The sequence below is a fragment of the Mesorhizobium sp. ESP-6-4 genome, from assembly GCF_020164735.1.
In the GTDB taxonomy this organism is placed as follows: Bacteria; Pseudomonadota; Alphaproteobacteria; order Rhizobiales; family Rhizobiaceae; genus Mesorhizobium.
The window spans coordinates 34,234-50,639 of the sequence record NZ_JAIUGS010000019.1; the positions used below are offsets into that span (position 1 = coordinate 34,234).

General features: G+C 63.0%; 22 protein-coding genes and 1 riboswitch. Of the genes, 7 read left to right on the plus strand and 15 right to left on the minus strand.

Annotated features, from left to right (window positions below):
• Positions 1–177: 177 nt before the first annotated feature.
• From LB523_RS24470 to LB523_RS24480, 3 genes are all read right to left on the minus strand, one after another.
• On the minus strand, positions 178–777 hold the full coding sequence (locus LB523_RS24470) for a DUF6456 domain-containing protein (protein ID WP_224607786.1): 600 nt from the start codon (positions 775–777) through the stop codon (positions 178–180).
• A gap of 121 nt (positions 778–898) precedes the next feature.
• Entirely contained in the window at positions 899–1,720 is an 822-nt protein-coding gene (locus LB523_RS24475; RefSeq protein ID WP_224607789.1) for a GcrA cell cycle regulator, read from the minus strand.
• Positions 1,721–1,833: 113 nt separating this feature from the next.
• Positions 1,834–2,232, minus strand: coding sequence for a hypothetical protein (locus tag LB523_RS24480; RefSeq protein WP_141245380.1), 399 nt, complete (start codon positions 2,230–2,232; stop codon positions 1,834–1,836).
• Positions 2,233–2,436: 204 nt separating this feature from the next.
• Between LB523_RS24480 and LB523_RS24485 the strand changes: the two genes are divergently transcribed.
• Positions 2,437–3,069 carry a helix-turn-helix transcriptional regulator gene (locus tag LB523_RS24485; protein WP_095768299.1) on the plus strand — a complete coding sequence of 211 codons (633 nt, stop codon included), beginning with the start codon at positions 2,437–2,439 and terminating at the stop codon, positions 3,067–3,069.
• Positions 3,070–3,218: 149 nt separating this feature from the next.
• On the plus strand, positions 3,219–4,091 hold the full coding sequence (locus LB523_RS24490; RefSeq protein ID WP_176477074.1) for a DUF2167 domain-containing protein: 873 nt from the start codon (positions 3,219–3,221) through the stop codon (positions 4,089–4,091).
• A gap of 58 nt (positions 4,092–4,149) precedes the next feature.
• Here LB523_RS24490 and LB523_RS24495 read toward each other — a convergent pair whose 3' ends face one another.
• From LB523_RS24495 to LB523_RS24510, 4 genes are all read right to left on the minus strand, one after another.
• The gene (locus tag LB523_RS24495; protein ID WP_224607792.1) at positions 4,150–5,160 is read right to left on the minus strand and encodes an ABC transporter substrate-binding protein; all 1,011 of its coding nucleotides are present in this window, start codon (positions 5,158–5,160) and stop codon (positions 4,150–4,152) included.
• The gene (locus tag LB523_RS24500; RefSeq protein ID WP_095768296.1) at positions 5,157–5,930 is read right to left on the minus strand and encodes an ABC transporter ATP-binding protein; all 774 of its coding nucleotides are present in this window, start codon (positions 5,928–5,930) and stop codon (positions 5,157–5,159) included. The genes LB523_RS24495 and LB523_RS24500 overlap by 4 nt, the downstream gene beginning before the upstream one ends.
• The gene (locus LB523_RS24505) at positions 5,927–6,712 is read right to left on the minus strand and encodes an ABC transporter permease (protein ID WP_224607911.1); all 786 of its coding nucleotides are present in this window, start codon (positions 6,710–6,712) and stop codon (positions 5,927–5,929) included. The genes LB523_RS24500 and LB523_RS24505 overlap by 4 nt, the downstream gene beginning before the upstream one ends.
• 336 nt (positions 6,713–7,048) lie before the next feature.
• Positions 7,049–7,657, minus strand: coding sequence for a Ykof family thiamine-binding protein (locus tag LB523_RS24510; protein WP_224607795.1), 609 nt, complete (start codon positions 7,655–7,657; stop codon positions 7,049–7,051).
• A riboswitch (TPP riboswitch) is annotated at positions 7,648–7,760 on the minus strand. Its footprint overlaps the gene before it by 10 nt.
• Before the next feature lie 195 nt (positions 7,761–7,955).
• Between LB523_RS24510 and LB523_RS24515 the strand changes: the two genes are divergently transcribed.
• Complete coding sequence (locus LB523_RS24515) at positions 7,956–8,300, plus strand: hypothetical protein (RefSeq protein ID WP_224548528.1); 345 nt, start codon at positions 7,956–7,958, stop codon at positions 8,298–8,300.
• Between the two features lie 543 nt (positions 8,301–8,843).
• On the opposite strand, the gene LB523_RS24520 is transcribed toward LB523_RS24515, so the two are convergent.
• From LB523_RS24520 to LB523_RS24535, 4 genes are all read right to left on the minus strand, one after another.
• The gene (locus LB523_RS24520) at positions 8,844–9,386 is read right to left on the minus strand and encodes a dihydrofolate reductase family protein (protein ID WP_224607798.1); all 543 of its coding nucleotides are present in this window, start codon (positions 9,384–9,386) and stop codon (positions 8,844–8,846) included.
• A gap of 87 nt (positions 9,387–9,473) precedes the next feature.
• The gene (locus tag LB523_RS24525) at positions 9,474–9,728 is read right to left on the minus strand and encodes a DUF2934 domain-containing protein (protein ID WP_140845423.1); all 255 of its coding nucleotides are present in this window, start codon (positions 9,726–9,728) and stop codon (positions 9,474–9,476) included.
• Between the two features lie 108 nt (positions 9,729–9,836).
• Positions 9,837–10,046 carry a hypothetical protein gene (locus LB523_RS24530; RefSeq protein ID WP_095768291.1) on the minus strand — a complete coding sequence of 70 codons (210 nt, stop codon included), beginning with the start codon at positions 10,044–10,046 and terminating at the stop codon, positions 9,837–9,839.
• Between the two features lie 128 nt (positions 10,047–10,174).
• Complete coding sequence (locus LB523_RS24535) at positions 10,175–10,474, minus strand: DUF1236 domain-containing protein (RefSeq protein WP_140541659.1); 300 nt, start codon at positions 10,472–10,474, stop codon at positions 10,175–10,177.
• 214 nt (positions 10,475–10,688) lie between these two features.
• Between LB523_RS24535 and LB523_RS24540 the strand changes: the two genes are divergently transcribed.
• Positions 10,689–11,039, plus strand: coding sequence for a DUF982 domain-containing protein (locus tag LB523_RS24540; protein ID WP_095768289.1), 351 nt, complete (start codon positions 10,689–10,691; stop codon positions 11,037–11,039).
• Between the two features lie 181 nt (positions 11,040–11,220).
• Here the strand turns inward: LB523_RS24540 and LB523_RS24545 are convergent, their stop codons facing one another.
• Both LB523_RS24545 and LB523_RS24550 read right to left on the minus strand, forming a co-directional pair.
• Positions 11,221–11,442: a hypothetical protein gene (locus tag LB523_RS24545; protein ID WP_140541743.1), complete on the minus strand. Its 222-nt coding sequence runs from the start codon at positions 11,440–11,442 to the stop codon at positions 11,221–11,223.
• Positions 11,443–11,657: 215 nt separating this feature from the next.
• The gene (locus LB523_RS24550) at positions 11,658–11,957 is read right to left on the minus strand and encodes a DUF1236 domain-containing protein (RefSeq protein ID WP_224529617.1); all 300 of its coding nucleotides are present in this window, start codon (positions 11,955–11,957) and stop codon (positions 11,658–11,660) included.
• A gap of 250 nt (positions 11,958–12,207) precedes the next feature.
• Between LB523_RS24550 and LB523_RS24555 the strand changes: the two genes are divergently transcribed.
• Together LB523_RS24555 and LB523_RS24560 are read left to right on the plus strand one after the other, a co-directional pair.
• Positions 12,208–13,101, plus strand: a complete 894-nt coding sequence (locus LB523_RS24555; protein WP_224607801.1) for a DUF1236 domain-containing protein — start codon at positions 12,208–12,210, stop codon at positions 13,099–13,101.
• A 285-nt stretch (positions 13,102–13,386) separates the two neighbouring features.
• Positions 13,387–13,734, plus strand: a complete 348-nt coding sequence (locus tag LB523_RS24560) for an exopolysaccharide production repressor protein (protein ID WP_224529620.1) — start codon at positions 13,387–13,389, stop codon at positions 13,732–13,734.
• 297 nt (positions 13,735–14,031) lie between these two features.
• Here LB523_RS24560 and LB523_RS24565 read toward each other — a convergent pair whose 3' ends face one another.
• Positions 14,032–14,439, minus strand: coding sequence for a hypothetical protein (locus LB523_RS24565; protein ID WP_140845421.1), 408 nt, complete (start codon positions 14,437–14,439; stop codon positions 14,032–14,034).
• 348 nt (positions 14,440–14,787) lie between these two features.
• Positions 14,788–15,282 (minus strand): cytochrome b, encoded by a 495-nt coding sequence (locus LB523_RS24570; protein ID WP_224607803.1) that lies wholly within the window; start codon positions 15,280–15,282, stop codon positions 14,788–14,790.
• A gap of 243 nt (positions 15,283–15,525) precedes the next feature.
• Here LB523_RS24570 and LB523_RS24575 point away from each other — a divergent pair, with 243 nt between their 5' ends.
• Positions 15,526–16,068 carry a J domain-containing protein gene (locus tag LB523_RS24575; RefSeq protein WP_224529647.1) on the plus strand — a complete coding sequence of 181 codons (543 nt, stop codon included), beginning with the start codon at positions 15,526–15,528 and terminating at the stop codon, positions 16,066–16,068.
• Positions 16,069–16,406: the final 338 nt, after the last annotated feature.

Below are 16,406 nucleotides of genomic sequence, written 5' to 3' on the forward strand. Positions count from 1 at the left end.
CGTGAACTGGGAGAAAGCGACCGTCGCCGATGCCGCGCTTCTCCTTCGCCCCGTTTACGGGGAGAAGGTGCCCGAAGGGCGGATGAGGGGCAGCGCCGAGCCTCTGCAAGTTCGCGTCAGCCACCTCACATCGTGATTCACTTTGCTTTGCTAAGTGGCCGCGTCCATGCCGCCCCCCTACCCAACCTTCTTCCCCATCATCATCCCGTAGTGCACCGCCAGCAGATCCAACCCCACCTTCAGCAGCTTCACCACCACGTCGCGGCCGTCGCCGCTGCGCTCGGCGATGGCCTTCACCGACTGGCCTTCGAGGCAGATTTTTCGGGCCACTTCCGCCACTTCCCAATGGGCGAGCGCAGCGGCAGCGTGGGCATACGCCCGGCCGGCTGAGAGCACCCGGTCCGGGACGCCGCCGCCGATCCGGCCGCTATCGACGCGCTCGCTCCAGGATTGCGGCTGCAGGCCTTCGCGCTGGCTACGCTCGAAATCGTCGCGGAAGCGCTGGCCGGCCTCGCGCTGCTGGCGGCTAAGCGAGGTGATGCCGGTGAGCGGATCGACATTGCGCAGGCGCACGACGCCGCCGGTGGAGGTGTAGCCGCCGTTCGACACCTCGTAGATGCGGCGCGCTTCCGCCGTGCCGGTGGTGAGGCGCTGGCGGCCGAAGCCGTCGGGCTTCAGCGCGAAGTCGTGACCGACGTCGCGGCGGATGCGCACCTGCTCGGCCTCGCCCTTGGGTAGCTTTGGCGGCTGGGGTTTCTTGGCGGCTTTGCGGGGCATGGTGCGGTCCTTGGGTTGGAATTCTAGAAATGTTGGCGCGAGACACCCTCATCCGGCTCGGCGCAGAGCGCCGAGCCGGATGCTCCCACAAGGGGAGAAGGGAGAGCCTGGCGCCCTCACATCACCTGCCGCGATGGCCGTGAAACCTTGCATGGTGATGGGCGCAGTAGGAGCGCGTGGCCGACGTCGGCAGACCGCAGCAGAGCATGTCCGGTCCCGGGCGCACGCCTTGCGGGTCGGCTTCGGCATCCTCGCGCAGCGCGAGATCGAGCGGTGCGCGGCAGCGGCCGAACAGGCAATCGAGAAAGCGCATGGCCGCGACATGCGGCTGGCGGCCGGGGTTCACCGGAGGCGGCGGCGCCGGGAGCTTGTAAAGATGCGCTTCGGATTTTTCGCGGGTGCCGGGGGCGAGCCAGGCGGGCGGCAGGGTGCGCGCGGGTTTGCGCGGCTTGGGATTTTTGAGCTTGGGCGGAATGCGGGCAGTGACGACATTCGCTTGCGTGACGGTTCCATCGACGGACAGGTCTGCGGGACAGCACCCCCTCCGTTCTGCCCGTCCTCCGCAGCAGCTGCGGAGGGTGGACCGGACATCTCCCCCGCAAGGGGGGAGATTGGCTGTGGCAGCGTCGGTGTCTTCCACTTGCCGCGCAAGCGCAGCCGGCTCGGAGAGCGTCACGCCTCCGGCCGCCGCCCTGCCCCGCCTGCCCGGACGATCCGGCCGGGCGTGCTTCCTCGGCCTGCCGCCGGCGCGGCCGCCTTTGGGATTGGCGAAGCCGATGGCGCTCAAACCGGCGTTGCGGTGGACGATGCCGATGATGGCGTTGCGCGAGACCGGGCTGCCGCGCAGCGCGCTGAAGCGGCCGGCGATGCGCGAGGCCGACAGCCCCTCCTTCAGCAAAGCGGCGATCTCGTCGATTTCCTTCTCGGTGTAGGCGGCTGCCATCTGCTCATTCCGTTGATTGCGAAGCGCTTGGGGCGAAGCGCCAGGCTTCAGGCCAGGCGCCAGGGTTCGGCCGCGAGGCCGTTTGGTGGTCAGGTCAGCGAAGGCGTTGAAGGTCAGGCGGCGCCGGCAGCGTTGTCTTGGCGCAATTCCGGACGGAAAACCGCTTCGCACTTTTCCTGGAATTGCTCTGGCGCCGCGCCGGTCAGTCGGAGAAGAGCGGCCTCGGCCGCAGCCCGCGTCAGGCCCGACACCGCGCGGCCCGTCTTCCGGTCGAACAGGATGACGGTGCCGTCCTCTGTGCGGATGCAGCTTATGCCCGAATTGGGGGCCGGAGCCGGGGGAGGAACGGCTCCGGCCGTTCCGGTGAACCGGGGTGCGGGCGGTTCAGCCGGATCCGGGGCAAGCGCCCCGGAATGCGCCCGGACCGGGGAGGAGGACGGCCCGGACGATTGGAATTCGACAGGCGATTCGAACGGGAAAGACGGTTCGAATTGGAAAGGCAACGCGTTCATGCCGCCTCCTTTTGCGTGGCGGCGAACGCGTCGATGCTCCGCCAGGAATCGATAAGCCCTGAGATGCTCGTCGGCGGCACCGGATCACCGGCTGTGCGGAAATGCTTGCGGGATGTTCATTCATGCGCTAAGCGTACGTTATGTACGAAATACGCGCAAGCGAAATCGTACACTTTGGACGATAATTTTCAGGCATTTTGTACGATGATGGATTCTCGGCACAGATTGCAGCAGGCGCGGGCCCAGGCCGGCTATGCCTCGCCCAGCGATGCGGCGCGGGCCTTGCGCGACATCAACAAGAACACGCTGATCAGCCACGAGAACGGCAACCGGCCGCTGTCGCGCAAGGCGGCGGAGAAGTACGGCCGGCTGTTCGGCGTCGATCCCGGCTGGCTCTTGTTCAACGGGGATGGCGCAGAGGCGGCGCCGGTCAATTTCGCCCCCTCGCCCGTCACCATCGATGTGCCGATCGTGTCGTGGATCAGCGCCGGCGAGCTCGGCAGCCAGGACAGCGTCGTCAACCTCTCCGACTATCCGACCATCCCCACCGCCGACCTCGAGGAAGGCGAGTGGATCGCGCTGCGTGTCGACGGGCCGTCGATGAACAAGATCTCGCCGCCGGATTCGATCATCTTCGTCAACCTGCGCGACAAGCGGCTGGTGACCAATGGCTGCTACGTGATTTCAGACGAGACGGGACGCGCCACCTACAAGCGCTGGCGCCCGAACGACAACCCGCCCTTCCAGCCGGCATCCTACCTCGACATTCCGCCGCCGGAGCTGGAGGGGGCGATCACGATCATCGGACGGGTGAAGCGGTCGATGATCGATATGTGAGGGCTGGGCGGCGGCATGTCGCCTCAAGAGCAGTGCGGCAGGGCTATGGTTGAGGCAAAGAACAAAAAGAGAACTTTTCGTCTTGTGCTTGTCCTCGAAATACTCTTATATCACGGATGCGTGAGGTTGGGTCCATAGGGGAGGGGGTAATGAACAAGTCGGTCAGGGAAAACCTGATATTCATTATGGTGGCGCATGCCTGCTTCCTGGCGCAGCCGGCCATCGTGCATGCCGAGGATACGGACTATCATCCGCAAAATTTTATCCAGCCTCTGAGCGCCGCCAGAGGCACAATCACTCCGGCTGGCGGCGCCGCCTTCTACCTGAAGCCGGAGGACCGCTGCAACCTGGTGGTGAAGGAGTTCGGCTGGGACCGCGACCAGTGCGGTACGATCGACCAGTTGATCTTCGGCTTCACGCCGGAGATCGATAATCTCACCGTCGAAAAGCCCGTGTCGGACGGCTATGTCAGCCTAGCGGACTGGGACAGCGCCGACCGCAACGAAGAAATTAGTTCCCTGGAGGAGAGCTTCAAAGAGTCGGTCAAAGCGCAGTCGCAACGGCTTGGACAGGACATCCGCTTCGACGGCTGGCTCCTTTATCCGCAAATCGATAAGGGTAAGAATATCCTTTACTACGCCAACATCCTGAACTGGGCCGGCGACAGGACGATCAACATCTCGGTCTCGGTCTTCGACCGCCAGGGCTATGTCCCAATCAAGATCGTGCCGGTGAACGGCAACATCACGAGCGATGCCGTGCAAAAGATCGTCGAGGCGTCGGCCGACGCCTACAAGCCAAAGGCCGGCAGTTCCTATTTCGAATTCTCCAGCGGCGACAAGGTGGCCGGTTACGGCGCGCTGGGCGTCTTGGCGACGATGCTCGGGGTCAAATACGGCAAGGCCGCCGGCGTCGGGCTGATCGCGCTGGCGCTGCTGGTGCTGAAGAAGGGCGCCTTCCTCGTGCTGTTGCCGCTGGTGTGGCTGAGAAGGCTGTTCAGCCGCAAGAAGGCCGATAGTTGAAGTGAACTTGCGGGCCTCCTGAGACATTGAGTTCCTTCGTGCCCACTCAGGGGTGGCCCTACCCCACAAACTCATTCGTGAAATAGGCCCCGAGATTCGGCCGCTCCTTTAGCACCTTGCCGTCGCCATCAAGCAATATTCCCGAGGCGAACAGATACCCGCCCATCGCCTCCATCTTGGCCTTGTCCATCGTGCCGATGGCGCCGTCCGCGCTTTTCAGGAAGTGCCCGTCGTTCAGCGCCTTGAGCGAGGCGTGCACCAGCGCCGGGTTGGTCAGCGTATCCTTGTTCGCGGCGATCAGCAGCTCGCCCGCCTGCTGCGCATGATCGACGGCGAATGCGTAGCCGCGCCGCGTCGCCTGGACGAAGGCCGCGGCCGCCTGTCGGTTGGCGGCGAGGAAGGCGTTGCTGGAGACGATCAACGTGGTGTGCTCGTCCGGCACGCCATAATCGGCATAGCGGAAGCTGCGCTGCTTGAGGCCTTTCAGTCCGGCCTCGACGCCTTCCCAGGTCGAGACTTCCAGCGTGAAATCGACCGCGCCGCTGGCCAATGCCTCATAAGCCGAGGTACCCAGCGTCACAGTGGAAAACTCACCTTTGCCGCCGTCATGGCGGATGATGGTCGATATCAGCGCGTTCTCCCAGGCGCTGCCGAAGCCGCCATAGGTCAGGCCGTCGAGATTTTTCGGAGTCTTGATGGCGGCGCGGTCGGCGTTGAAGACGACGCGGCCGGTCTCCGACTGGACGACGGCATAGACGGCCTTCAAATCCGCGCCTGCGCTCTTTTGCGTGAACAGGCCGAGCGAGCCAGAAATGCCGAAATCGGCGACCTGGCTGGCCACCAGCGTGCCCGAGCCGGTGTCGGCATAGGGCAGGATTTCGACCTCGATGCCCGCATCGCGGTAAAAGCCCTTGTCGCGGGCGACGAACAGGCCGATGTGATTGGTGTTGACGGTCCAGTCAAGCGCGACGGTGATTTTTTGCGCGGCGGCCCGGGCACGTGCAGCAGTCCCGGCAAATGGCAGGCTGGCGGCCAGAAGCATCACTTGGCGGCGGGTGAAATCGGTCATCGGTTTTCTCCATCGGATGGTCGGGAAATCGGTTCGGCGGCGCCGAGCAAAATGTCGAGGATGCCGGCCTCGATCGCGGCCGCCTTGCGGGCAAACGCCGTGCTCTCGGTGCGCGGGCGCGGCAGCGGCACAGCCACCTCACGCACCACGCGCGCGGGCCGCGCCGACAGCACATAGATACGGTCGGACAGAAGCACCGCCTCGCGCACGTCATGGGTGATGAGCAGCGCCGTCCAGCGATGGTTTCGCCACATCGTCTCCAGCCAGCGCTGCATGGCCGCGCGGGTGAGCGCGTCGAGCGCGCCGAACGGCTCGTCGAGGAGCAGCATGTCGCGCTGCTGCACGACGGTGCGCAGCAATGCCGCGCGCTGGCGCATGCCGCCGGACAGCTCGGCCGGCCAGGCGCGCTCGAAGCCGGCAAGGCCGAACTCGGCGAACAACGGGGCCACGCGCTCGCGCGCCGCGCGGCGCTTCATGCCCTGCACCTCTAGCCCCAGCGTCGCATTGTCGATGACGCGCCGCCACGGCATCAGCGCATCGCGCTGCGGCATGAAGGCGAAGCGGGCGCCATCGAGCGGCGCGCCGTCGAAGCGCATCTCGCCCTCGCCCCGGATCGCGCCGGTGAGTAACTGGAACAGTGTCGACTTGCCCGCGCCGGAGGGGCCGAGGATCGAGACGAACTCGCCCTCTTCGACATGCAGCGAAATGCCTGCCAGAACCTCTAGCGCGCCGAAGTTTTTTCGCATGTTGCGGAGCTCGAGCCGGGTCATGGCCGGCCCTCCCGGGAAGGCTTGTCGCCATAGCGCCCCGCCCTTTCGCTCTTTGCATTTTCCCAGGGCATGGCGAGACGCTGGGCGAGCACGGCGAGGCCGAACAGCGTGAGCGTCAGCGCCGAGCTGACCGCGACGGCGGCGAGCACCAGGTCGGGGCGGAAATTGTTCTTGGCGCTGAGCATATAGATGCCGAGCCCTTTGGCGGCACCCGCATATTCGGCGAAGATGGCGCCGACCACCGCATAGGTGATGGAGATGCGCAGTCCAGCGAAGAAATAGGTCAGCGCCGACGGCAACCGAGCGAGCCAGAAGATGCGCCGGCGCCCTGCTCCCATGGCGGCGAGCATCTGACTGATTTCCTTGGCTGTGGCGGCATAGCCCTCGACCAATGCCACCATCATCGGAAAGAAGGTGACCAGCGCCACGAGCAGGATCTTCGGCAACAGCCCGAAGCCGAACCAAAGCACCACCAGCGGCGCGATCGCCACCAGCGGCAAGGTCTGGCTGGCGATCAGGAGCGGGAACAGCGCGCGGCGCAAGGGGGCAAAGAAGTCAACCAGCGCCGAGAGGATGAAGGCGGCAACGAGCGAGCATGCAAAGCCCGCCAGCGTGGCGCAGATGGTGGGAAGCGTGTTGTCGGCCAGTGCCGCTCGGTTCTCCCAGGCCTGCGCCAGCACGCGCGAGGGTGCAGGGAGCACGGTGGGGGCGATGCCGCCGAGGCGTGCGCAGAGTTCCCAAGCGACGAGAAGGAGAGCGAAAGCCAGCGCAGCGGGGAAGATCTTCGCGACGGTCGTGGTGAAGGCTGATCTCCCCCCTAGAGGGGGAGATGGCCGGCAGGCCAGAGGGGGGCGCGAAGGAACGCCGGCTTTCGAAACTTGTGCGAAAGCAATTAGCGAACGCCGCGCGCGCAACCAGTTGAGAGGCCGGCGGGACAGCACCCCCCTTTGCCCTGCCGGGCATCTCCCCCGCAAGGGGGGAGATTGGCCGTCACCTCGGGTTTCGCCAATCGCCGAAGGTTCCCCTCTCTCCTGCGAGATGGGACTGGGGGCATCTCCCCCACGCGATGGATCAAGCCAAACAGCCACGACATCTACCTCGATAGATCGAGCTTGCGCTCAAGCCGCGGTCGGGCTGTTCGCCGAAATGGTGATGTCGAGCGTCACGTGACCGGCGCCCGGCCCGAAGCGGCAGAAGGCTTCGTTCAGCGTGGCGAACACCGCGCCGGCGTCACCGCGCAGCTTGGTGCAAAAATGCTTGGAGCGTTCGAAGACGCCCGACCGTTTCAGGAAGTCGATGCAGCCATAGATCTCGTCCATGTGGTCGCCGGTGCCCATCACATAGAGCGAGAATTGCGCCGCCACCGGCTGGTTGGTCGAAAGCGTGGCCCCGACGGCGCGCAGCGCGGCGCGCTTGCGTTCGTCGAGCGGGATCGCCGGGCCGCCGATCTCCTCGGAGCGGCAGATCGGGTCATCCGGCTCGCCGGGGCAGCCGCGCGAGACGGCGGCCGACAGCACACAGTGCCTGCCGCTTTTGGCGGCCGCCACGAACAGGTCGCGCATGGCTGGGAACAGCACCTCGGGCGGCCCGACCAGCAGCGTCGAGATATCGTCGGTTTCGATCCTCAGCCTGTCGCGGTAAGGATCGAGCGCGCCAAGCGCGCCAAGGATCACGCCGACGAAATCGTCGGCCATGGGATAAAGGGAAATCTGTGCGCCGGAAAACATGGCCCGCCTCGCTCCGCTGGTATTATCCAGATCAGCTTTAGGGTCCGGAGGCTTGCCGCCACCATCTCAGCCCCGACCGTACGGAGCACCCCTGTGGATGGCGGGGTTAAAGCACTGTTTGCGGTGCTGGGAAAGCGGTTTCTTGCGGTGTCAGTTGGGCCAGGCGCCCATCTCCCTATGGGAGATGCCGGTTATAACCGTTTTATCTAACCTATTTTGTCGTTCAAATTGTACGAATCTCGCTTGATTGCGTTTCGTACGTAAAGTACGATACTTGCCTTCCTTTGAGGGAATTTGCTTGAACACCGCGAACCATGCCGCTTTTGCCGACCTCTCCCATCCGTTGTTGTCGCCTTTGCCGCTCGCCGAGCGCGAACGCCTTGCCGGTGCCTGGCGCATGGCCAGCCAGGACATCGCCGACGACATCCGCTTCATCCGGCAATATCTGAAGGTGATCGCCGAAAAGGAGGAGCGGCTTTCGACCGGCACGCTGGTGCATGGCCGCGCCTATGTCGAGGCGTGCGCGGCCTGGCTGCCGGAGACGGCGGCGCGGTATTTGCGCAACCTCAGGCTGATCAGCGAATGCGAAAGCGCGATGATCGCCGCGGGGGTCAGGTTTGCCCGATCGAGCGATGCGTGGTGAGAGCGTTCTGACCTCTTCCGTTAGAGAAGGGAGGAACTCCAAGGCCGCCAGCGACGCGAACAATCATGCCGCTGCAACCCTCGGCTCTGGGCCTCGAAAAATGCATCGTTTCACACAATCGCCAATTGGTGGACGCGGGCGAGCGGCCGGGCGTTAATTCTGCGCAGGCGAAGGAGGGTAAAGCCGTATACCAGGGAGGAATTTCGCTTTGATGGACCAACAAATCGACATCGGCATACAGCCTGACGATCAGCCCTACGAAGTCACTTCATTCGCCCGCAAGCATGGCCTGACGGTCCCGGTTGCCGACGCGGTCCTTTTCGCCAAAGGTCCGTCGCCGTCACGCGCAGCTTGCGACATGGCAGCGCTTGCCTTCCTCTGCGCGGTCGCGCGATACGCCGGAAAGCAAGGGACGCGATAGCCTCCTCTTATAGCTTAATTGCAACCCGCATGCCGCCGGCGTGGCTGCTGGCGGCGGCGATGCCGAGCGTGCCGGTCAGCCGGTCGCCATGGTCGAAGCCTTCGCTCAGAGGTCGTGACGGTTCAGCGGGGAGCGTAGATGCGAAGCATGGTGCCGTTATCGTAAGCGGCCGTCACGAGGACGTTTAGCTTGAGCGCGTCCGTCAAACCGCTGAATAGCGGTTTGCCACCGCCATAGGCGATCGGCCGAGTCAGGATGACATACTCATCAATCAGACCTGCCTTCGACAGCGCCTGAGCGAACTCTGCGCCGCCCCATGCAATAATTTCGCCGCCGGGTTGCTTTTTCAATTTAGCGATTTCCTCGTGCAGGTCACCTTTCGCAATAGTGGACTCTGGCCAAGTCGCCTCTTTCAGCGTTTTCGAAAACACGACCTTGGGGATGTCGTTCATCGGCGCGGCATAGGCATCCTCGGATTTTTGCCAGTACGGCCCCATTTCCTCGTAACTCACGCGGCCCATGATGTGTGTGCCAGCGCGACTGATGCGATCGAGTTTCCACCACTTGAGCTCTGCCGGTTCAGGAAAACCGCCCGTCGACATTCCCACCGGCCCTACGACATATCCGTCGACCGACATGGTCATGATCAAGACGACTTTGCGCATGGTCGGTATAGCCTCCGGGCACAGTTCTCACACGGAGCGTCGCACCGTCACATGATCGGTGAAAAGGGGGCAGGCCTTGGCTGGCGGTCAGCCCTTGGTCTTCCTGGCGGGGGACTTTGCCTTGGCCGGGCCCTTGGCGGGCTTCTCCGCCTTGGCCGCTTTCGGCTTGTCGGCCTTGGCGGCGGCGGCCTTTTTCGGGCTCTTGGCTTTCGGCTTGCCGGCCGCATCGACTTCGGCCGTCGCCTGGTCCCAATGCTCCTTATGAGCGCCTTCGGGCCGGCCGGCCTGCTCCCAGATCTCGTGCGCGCGCTGGCGAATGCGTTCGTGCCTGTCGTCCGTCACTGTCGCCTCCTGATGTTGGGACGGTTCCCCGGCGCGAACATTAGCCGAATTTTCGCGTGTCGTCTTCGGTATCACGAACAAGCGACCCGACCTGGACGGCAATTTCGCTCAGTGTCCGTCGGTAACGACCGCGATGCCCAGATGCGCTGCCTTTTTTGTAATCAATCCGGCTAAATCCGCGTCAGAGCGGTCGGTCCCCGTGCGCTGGCGTAGCAGGGTAATCGCCTCGTGCATCGACAGCAGGCCAGTCCTATGCTCGGCCAAAAGCTTGTCGACTTGGCGTGCGATGTCAGGTGATTCGACGTGTGGATGATGCATGGCAACGACTCCTTCCGCGCTTCGTTGCCTCCCAAACCACTGCCCTATCTTAGGCCTTATGCCCGGATGCGAAAAGAGCCCGATCCTTGCCCAGTGCTTCGGAGGATCGGGCTCTTCCAGGGCTGGATCTACTCGATCACCTGAACAACGCGGCGCGTGCCGGGATCGATCAGCACCGTATGGTCGTTGACGACCGCATAGCGGTACTGGACGTCCGGAACCTGCTGCAACTCGACGGTGTCAGGCACGGTCGAGCCGACGCCAAGCTCAAGGCCGAGCACATTGACCGAGGCGATCGGATGCTTGTGGACATATTCCTTGACCACGGTCTGCTGCTCGGGGGTGACGATCACCTCGTCCGCGGCCGCGATGCCGATGCCGGCCATCAGAGCCAAGCCGGCGACAGCTGGAATGAGGGTGGTTTTCATCGTTTCTCTCCTGTTGCGTTGGTGAGCTCCGCCCTGCCTCCGCAGGGGCGGAAACACGAGCAGGTCGAACATGGGAGCTCCCGGGGCAAACGCCGCCGGCAGGGTGTTGTTCCGTCAGCGGCGACTAATTGATTTGGCGGAACCTTCGCATCGGCTCCGCATTGGAAGGCATTGAAACTGCCCAAGTCTTTGAAATCCTAAGGATGCCGCAGTCATGCAGGAAGGCTCCATCAGAAGCGACATCGAACTTCGCCCCCCCGTCGCCATCGCGGTGGGTGCCGGCTTCAAGCGCGAGATCGCCTCTCTTACCGCTATGCAGAACTTTCTCAAGGAATGGCCCCAGGCCATGCGGGGCGGCAGCTACGCCAACGCATTCCGCGCCTGTGAGGCGGCGCGGAGCGGAGAGATCGATCTCGACAAGGCGCGACAGGCGTTCCTGGTCTTCGCGCGGAAGGCCGGGATCGAATGGACGGGCGCCGATCCCGTCGCGGTGCTGCGCGAAGCAAAGATCAGGCGAATCCGGGCACGCGAAAGCCGGGCACCAAACCGGCACGTGCCTGGCTAGGCCCAGCCTCGACGCGTTCGGCACACCATGTGATCGGCGTTGTCCTGCAAGTTTTGGGATTTGGCCGGCCGATCCTGGGAGCAAGCTCGGCGCCTCCTGACGTCCATCTTGCCTGCCGACCGCCGCCTTCCCGGCTGACGGTCGGGCTGAAACGATCCGGGATCTCGACTGGTAGCCGCTGTCAGTTCGGCGCCGATTCGCCCAGCGCCTCGGCAACGAAGGACGCGGCGATCAGATCGTCGGCCTCAATGCGTAGGGAGCCCTCGCCGCCCCCCATGATCGCCGCGACCTTCTGGAAAGCCTTCATCTCATGCTCGGTGATCCGGGCGTCTTGCATCCTGGCCTTGAGATGGGCGACACGCATCCCGAGCGAACGGGATGTTCCGATTTCTCGTTTCGACATGTTGGTCAAACTCCTCCTCGCCCCGCCCGTACTTGTTCGCCACCGCCCGTATCACGTTGCCATTGGTTTGTGTTGTCTATGAGACAACGTGAACCAGAGCCGCTAACTCAAGCGCTGAGGGAAGGTTCCGTTAGCACATGGTAACAAAATAATAATCGGTTAATGGCCCGTCGCCGTAACCAGGCGGCGGGCCATCCGATTTGATGCGCTATCGATCAATCGAGGACCTTGACGATCTTGCGGGTACCGGGGTCGACGATCACCGTCCGGTTATCGACGACGACGTAACGGTATTTGACGTTGGGCACTTCATGTAATTCGACCGTGTCGGGAAGCGTGCTGCCGATATTCAGCTCGACGCCCGGAACCTTGACCGAGGCCAACGGCTGTTTATGCACGTATTCCTTGATGACGGTTTCCTGCTCCGGCGCGATCACGACATCCTGCGCGGCAGCCGCGCCGATACCAGCAAGCAGCAGGAAGCCAGCGGCGGCGGAGGTGAGGTGCATTTTCATTGGTCGTCTCTCCTATGTGGATCTGAATCGAATCGCCTGAATGCTGCGCCTGCGATTTTCCACAGCGGGTCGGCATTGCCGTAACGCCGTTCGCCTACCCTTGTTCCTGCAAAACTGGACCGGCGCCTGCAAAAACAACTGCCGCCGTGTTCCGCGACCATCGCCTCCGACCGTGGCAACAATTTCGGAACAATGCGTTTCGGGCTGGGTTACCCATCCGAAGGGACCGACTTTCCGAGGAGAAAATCCAATGAAACATCTGCTGATCACAAGCATGATCGCGCTCGGCGTCGGTTGCGGCGCCGCGATGGCGCAGACCGAATCCGCGCAGCCGAGCGGCGGCGACAATAATTGCACGGCCGGCACGGCCGATTGCCAAAAGGGCGGCAAGGCGGGCGGCCAGGCCCAGGGTGAGATGAAGTCGCAAACCCAGCAGAACGCCCAGGGCAAGGCCGGCGCAAACACCGAAGAGCAGGCTCAAGGCAAGACCAAGATGAAGACCGAAGAGCAGGCTCAGGGTCAGTCAGGCGCCAACACTGACCAGAACGCCCAGGACAACACACAGCTGAAGAAGAAGCAGCAGGCGCAGGGCAAGACTGGCACCAGCACCGAACAGAACGCCCAGGGCACCACCAAGATGCAGACTGAGCAGAACGCCCAGAGCAAGACCGGTACGACGACCCAGCAGAATGCCCAGAACAAGACGAAGACCCAAACCGATCAGCAGGCTCAGGGTAAGACCGGCACGACCACCGAGCAGAACGCTCAGGGCACCACCAAGATGCAGACTGAGCAGAACGCCCAGGGCAAGACCGGCACGACCACCCAGCAGAACGCCCAGGGCAACACCAACGTCGAGACCGACCAGAACAAGACGGCGTCGATCAATAACGTGACGGTGGAACAGAGGACGCAGATCACGCAGGTCATTCATGAGAGTCATGTCGAACCGGTTCGCGACGTCAGCTTCGACATCTCCGTCGGCGTCGAGGTGCCGCGCCACAAGGTGCGTCTGCACCGTCTGCCGGCCCGGATCGTCAAGATCGTTCCGGCTTATGAAAACTATGAGTATTTCGTCTTGGCCGATGGACGCATCGTCATCGTCGACCCGGACACCTACAAGATCGTAGTGATCCTGAGCTGATCCGGTCAGCATAGCGGATAAGGGCCCGCCCAGGCGGCGGGCCTTTCTGCGTGGAGAGGCATCTTAAACCCGGCAGGCAGTCGCCCGCATGCGCTGCGGTCCATTAGGCATGACTTGAATGTCGCCGGCTCGGGAACGATCCGGCGCAATTGCCAGTTGTCACAGCGGAAGTCCTGCGTCCGTGGTCCCTGTCGGGGCCGGACGAAAGGGCAATGGGGCCGCCGGCAAACCGTTCAAGCTTGCGGTCCACCCGGAAAAGGTGCATGGGTCAAAATGGGTAGAGATATGGGCGAGATCGCTGATGGCCGAATATGGTCGCGGCGCTCGGTTGGGCAAATGTATTTTCCGCAGTTTCTTGTGGGAATGGTTGGCACGCTTCTAGTGATCCTCGGCTGGACCTTCATGTCCACGGGATCTGTCTGGATGGCGATCGGTTGGACATTCCTGGCGGCCGTGGCTCTGCAGGCCGGCTATTTCGTGGCCGTGCTCTGGCTCGTGCACAGTGAGACCCGCGTAACCGACGAAGGCAAAGCGGACGTAAGCGCGGCACCCGCCAAGATGCCCGGACCGTTCGAGCGCGATGGCATCATCCACGCCCTCATCTTGCGGCTGTTCCCGAAACTGCTTCCCTGATCGCTTTGCGTCAGTTCCGGGCCGCGGACCGATCATCTATTGCTTGTCCACAGGCATCCACGCCGCGATAGCCCGGCACGTTGCCTCTTCAATTCGACCGCAAAGGCCATGCTACACCTCGGCGCCAGGGCCCGAGGCGCCATCCGTTGCATCGGAGCCGATAGACCGCCACTAGCTTTGCATCGGCGATGGGCTGCCATCAACAAAATCGATGCGGCGCAACCAAACGCCGGCTGCAGCTCTCCTTGATCGGAGGCTGTAGCCGGCGCGCCTGAAATCCCTGCTCGGTTCGCTCAGCTAGCGCGCGGTGGCCGGTGAGGCCGAGCGCACCGTTTCCGTCGACGAGAAGACGACGAAGCCGAAGACCAGCACCGCGGCGGCCACGATCAGCGAGCCGATTGCCACGACCGGCTCGATCTCCGGGTGGCCTCCCGCCAGCATCCAGTAGAGCGCCGGCAGCATGATCACGATGCCGACCGTATAGAGGCCGTAATGGATCATGGCGATGCGGCGCTCGGCCTTGGCCGGGTTGAGCGCATAGTAGCCGCCGAAAATGGCGCTGGTGACCCAGCCAAGAAGGTTGATGTGAGCATGCGCCGGAAAGGCACCGTGATCGCCCGAAATCGCCATCTGTAGTCCGGCGGCGACGCCCAGGACGAGAAAGACGATGGCCGTCTTGAAGAAGAGTTCCGATACCCGTGGCATTTGTTGTCCTCCCAATGCCTTTGTAAACCCGACTCTGCGCAGTCTACATCGTGCGAGCGATATTAGCCATGACGCACCTAAGTCGGTGCGGCCTTCGGGCGAAAGCCGCGAGGTTTGGCGGCGGTTTTGCAAAAAAATGGCTCGCCTCTTTCGAAGCGAGCCGAAAAGGGAGCCGGGCTTGAGGTCGGCTCCATCCAGGTTGCCACCTGAATTCCAAGCAGAGCTAGCGTAACAAAGCCCGGAATTTATTCCACCGCAACGGGGCAAAGGTTTTTCCGACACGCGGCCGCTAGCCTTTGCCGATCGGCCATCGCACAGAAGACGCCGCCGGCCAGCATATCTCCCCAATCAGCCGGCGGGCGAAAGCATGCGCTTCAGCGTCCCGTCCCTCAGCCAGAACTGATGGTAGAGCGCCGCCACGACGTGGACGGCGATCAGCACGATGAATGCCGGCTTGGCAAGCGAATGAATGTCACCCCAAGGGTCGCCCAGATAGAACGCCAGAAGCCCGATTGCCGGCGTCGCCAGCAACAGCACATAGAACAGGCCGTGCGATACATGCGCGGCGACCCGCATCCATCTCGATCCATGACCGGCGGGGGCCGGCGCGCCGGATACCAGCCTGAGGACCAGTCGAACAAGCACAAGCGCAAGAACGGACAGGCCGACCCAGTAATGAGCTGAGCCCAGCGCCTGGTCGGTGGCCGATGCCGGCTGGCCGTCTTCGGCGGCGTCCACGACGACCGTCATGCTCTCACCGAAGAAGAGCTGAAATAAAACCAGCGCTGCAATCAGCCAATGCAGCGCGATCTGAAAAATTGAATATCCACGTCTGGTTTCCATCGCGACCGTTCCCTGAATACAAGGCGTCCCACGCCTTAACGTTGTTGAATAGTCGCGAGGACGATGGCCGAATTTGGCTCGAAAGCTCCCGCAATTGTGGCCACAATCTTACATTTTCGTATGGCGAACATTCGCGCCGGCCTTGGCGGTTCGAGACTGGGACCGGCACCTTGCAAGCGCGCAGCATTTGGGCAATGCTTGGGCTTGGGGGAATGGTTTCCGTAATTTCGGAAGCGCGATTACATGTTCATCGACTACTACGAAGTTCTGGAAATAAGCCCGAACGCCAATTCCGAGACCATCGAGCGGATCTTCCGCTACTTTGCCATGCGCTATCACCCCGACAATCGGGAAACCGGCAATGAATCGCGCTTCAGCGAGATCGTTGAAGCCAACAATACACTCCGCGACCCCGTCAAGCGGGCTCAATACGATATCCTTTACCGCGAGCATCTGGGTCTTCGTCATGAACTCACCGAGGGAGCGCGCGACGGCGGCGGCATGGAGCGAGATTCCGTCATCCAGGCCAATCTGCTGTCGCTTCTCTATGTGAGGCGCCGGCGGGACGTCAACAATCCGGGCATCGGCGACGACGAACTCGAGCGCCTGTCCGGTTGCCCGCGCGAGCACCTGGAGTTCCACCTGTGGTACCTCAAGTCGAAGGGCTTCATCGGCAGGACGGAGAACGGCACGTTCGCGATCACCGTGGAAGGCATAGATCACGCCGGGGTCAAGCAGGGCCGGAATCGCCCTGACGCCACCCGCCTGCTCGATCACGCCGAATGAGCCGGTTTGCGTCGCCCTGATCGTCAAAGGTCCGCCTGCTGGCCTGAACCAGCGGCGGGCACGACGAAGGAACAGCTACATCCCGCAGGAATCGACCGTCCTCTCCTCACCTCCCCGTATCTGGGCGGTTCCACCGGGCCGCGGAGCATGCCATGCGCCTTGGAGGGCAGAACAGCGTCGGTGACTTAGGCGCTGTGCGCCCTCGAATACAAGGCGACTGAGGTCTGGCGCACTGCCGCAGTTGGCACGGCTTGCGACGGCAAAGGCAGTCGCGAATGAAGGCACCGCTGGAGCTTGCTCTTGTGTAATGCAGTCCGTTCCTGGCCGGTGCGAGATCA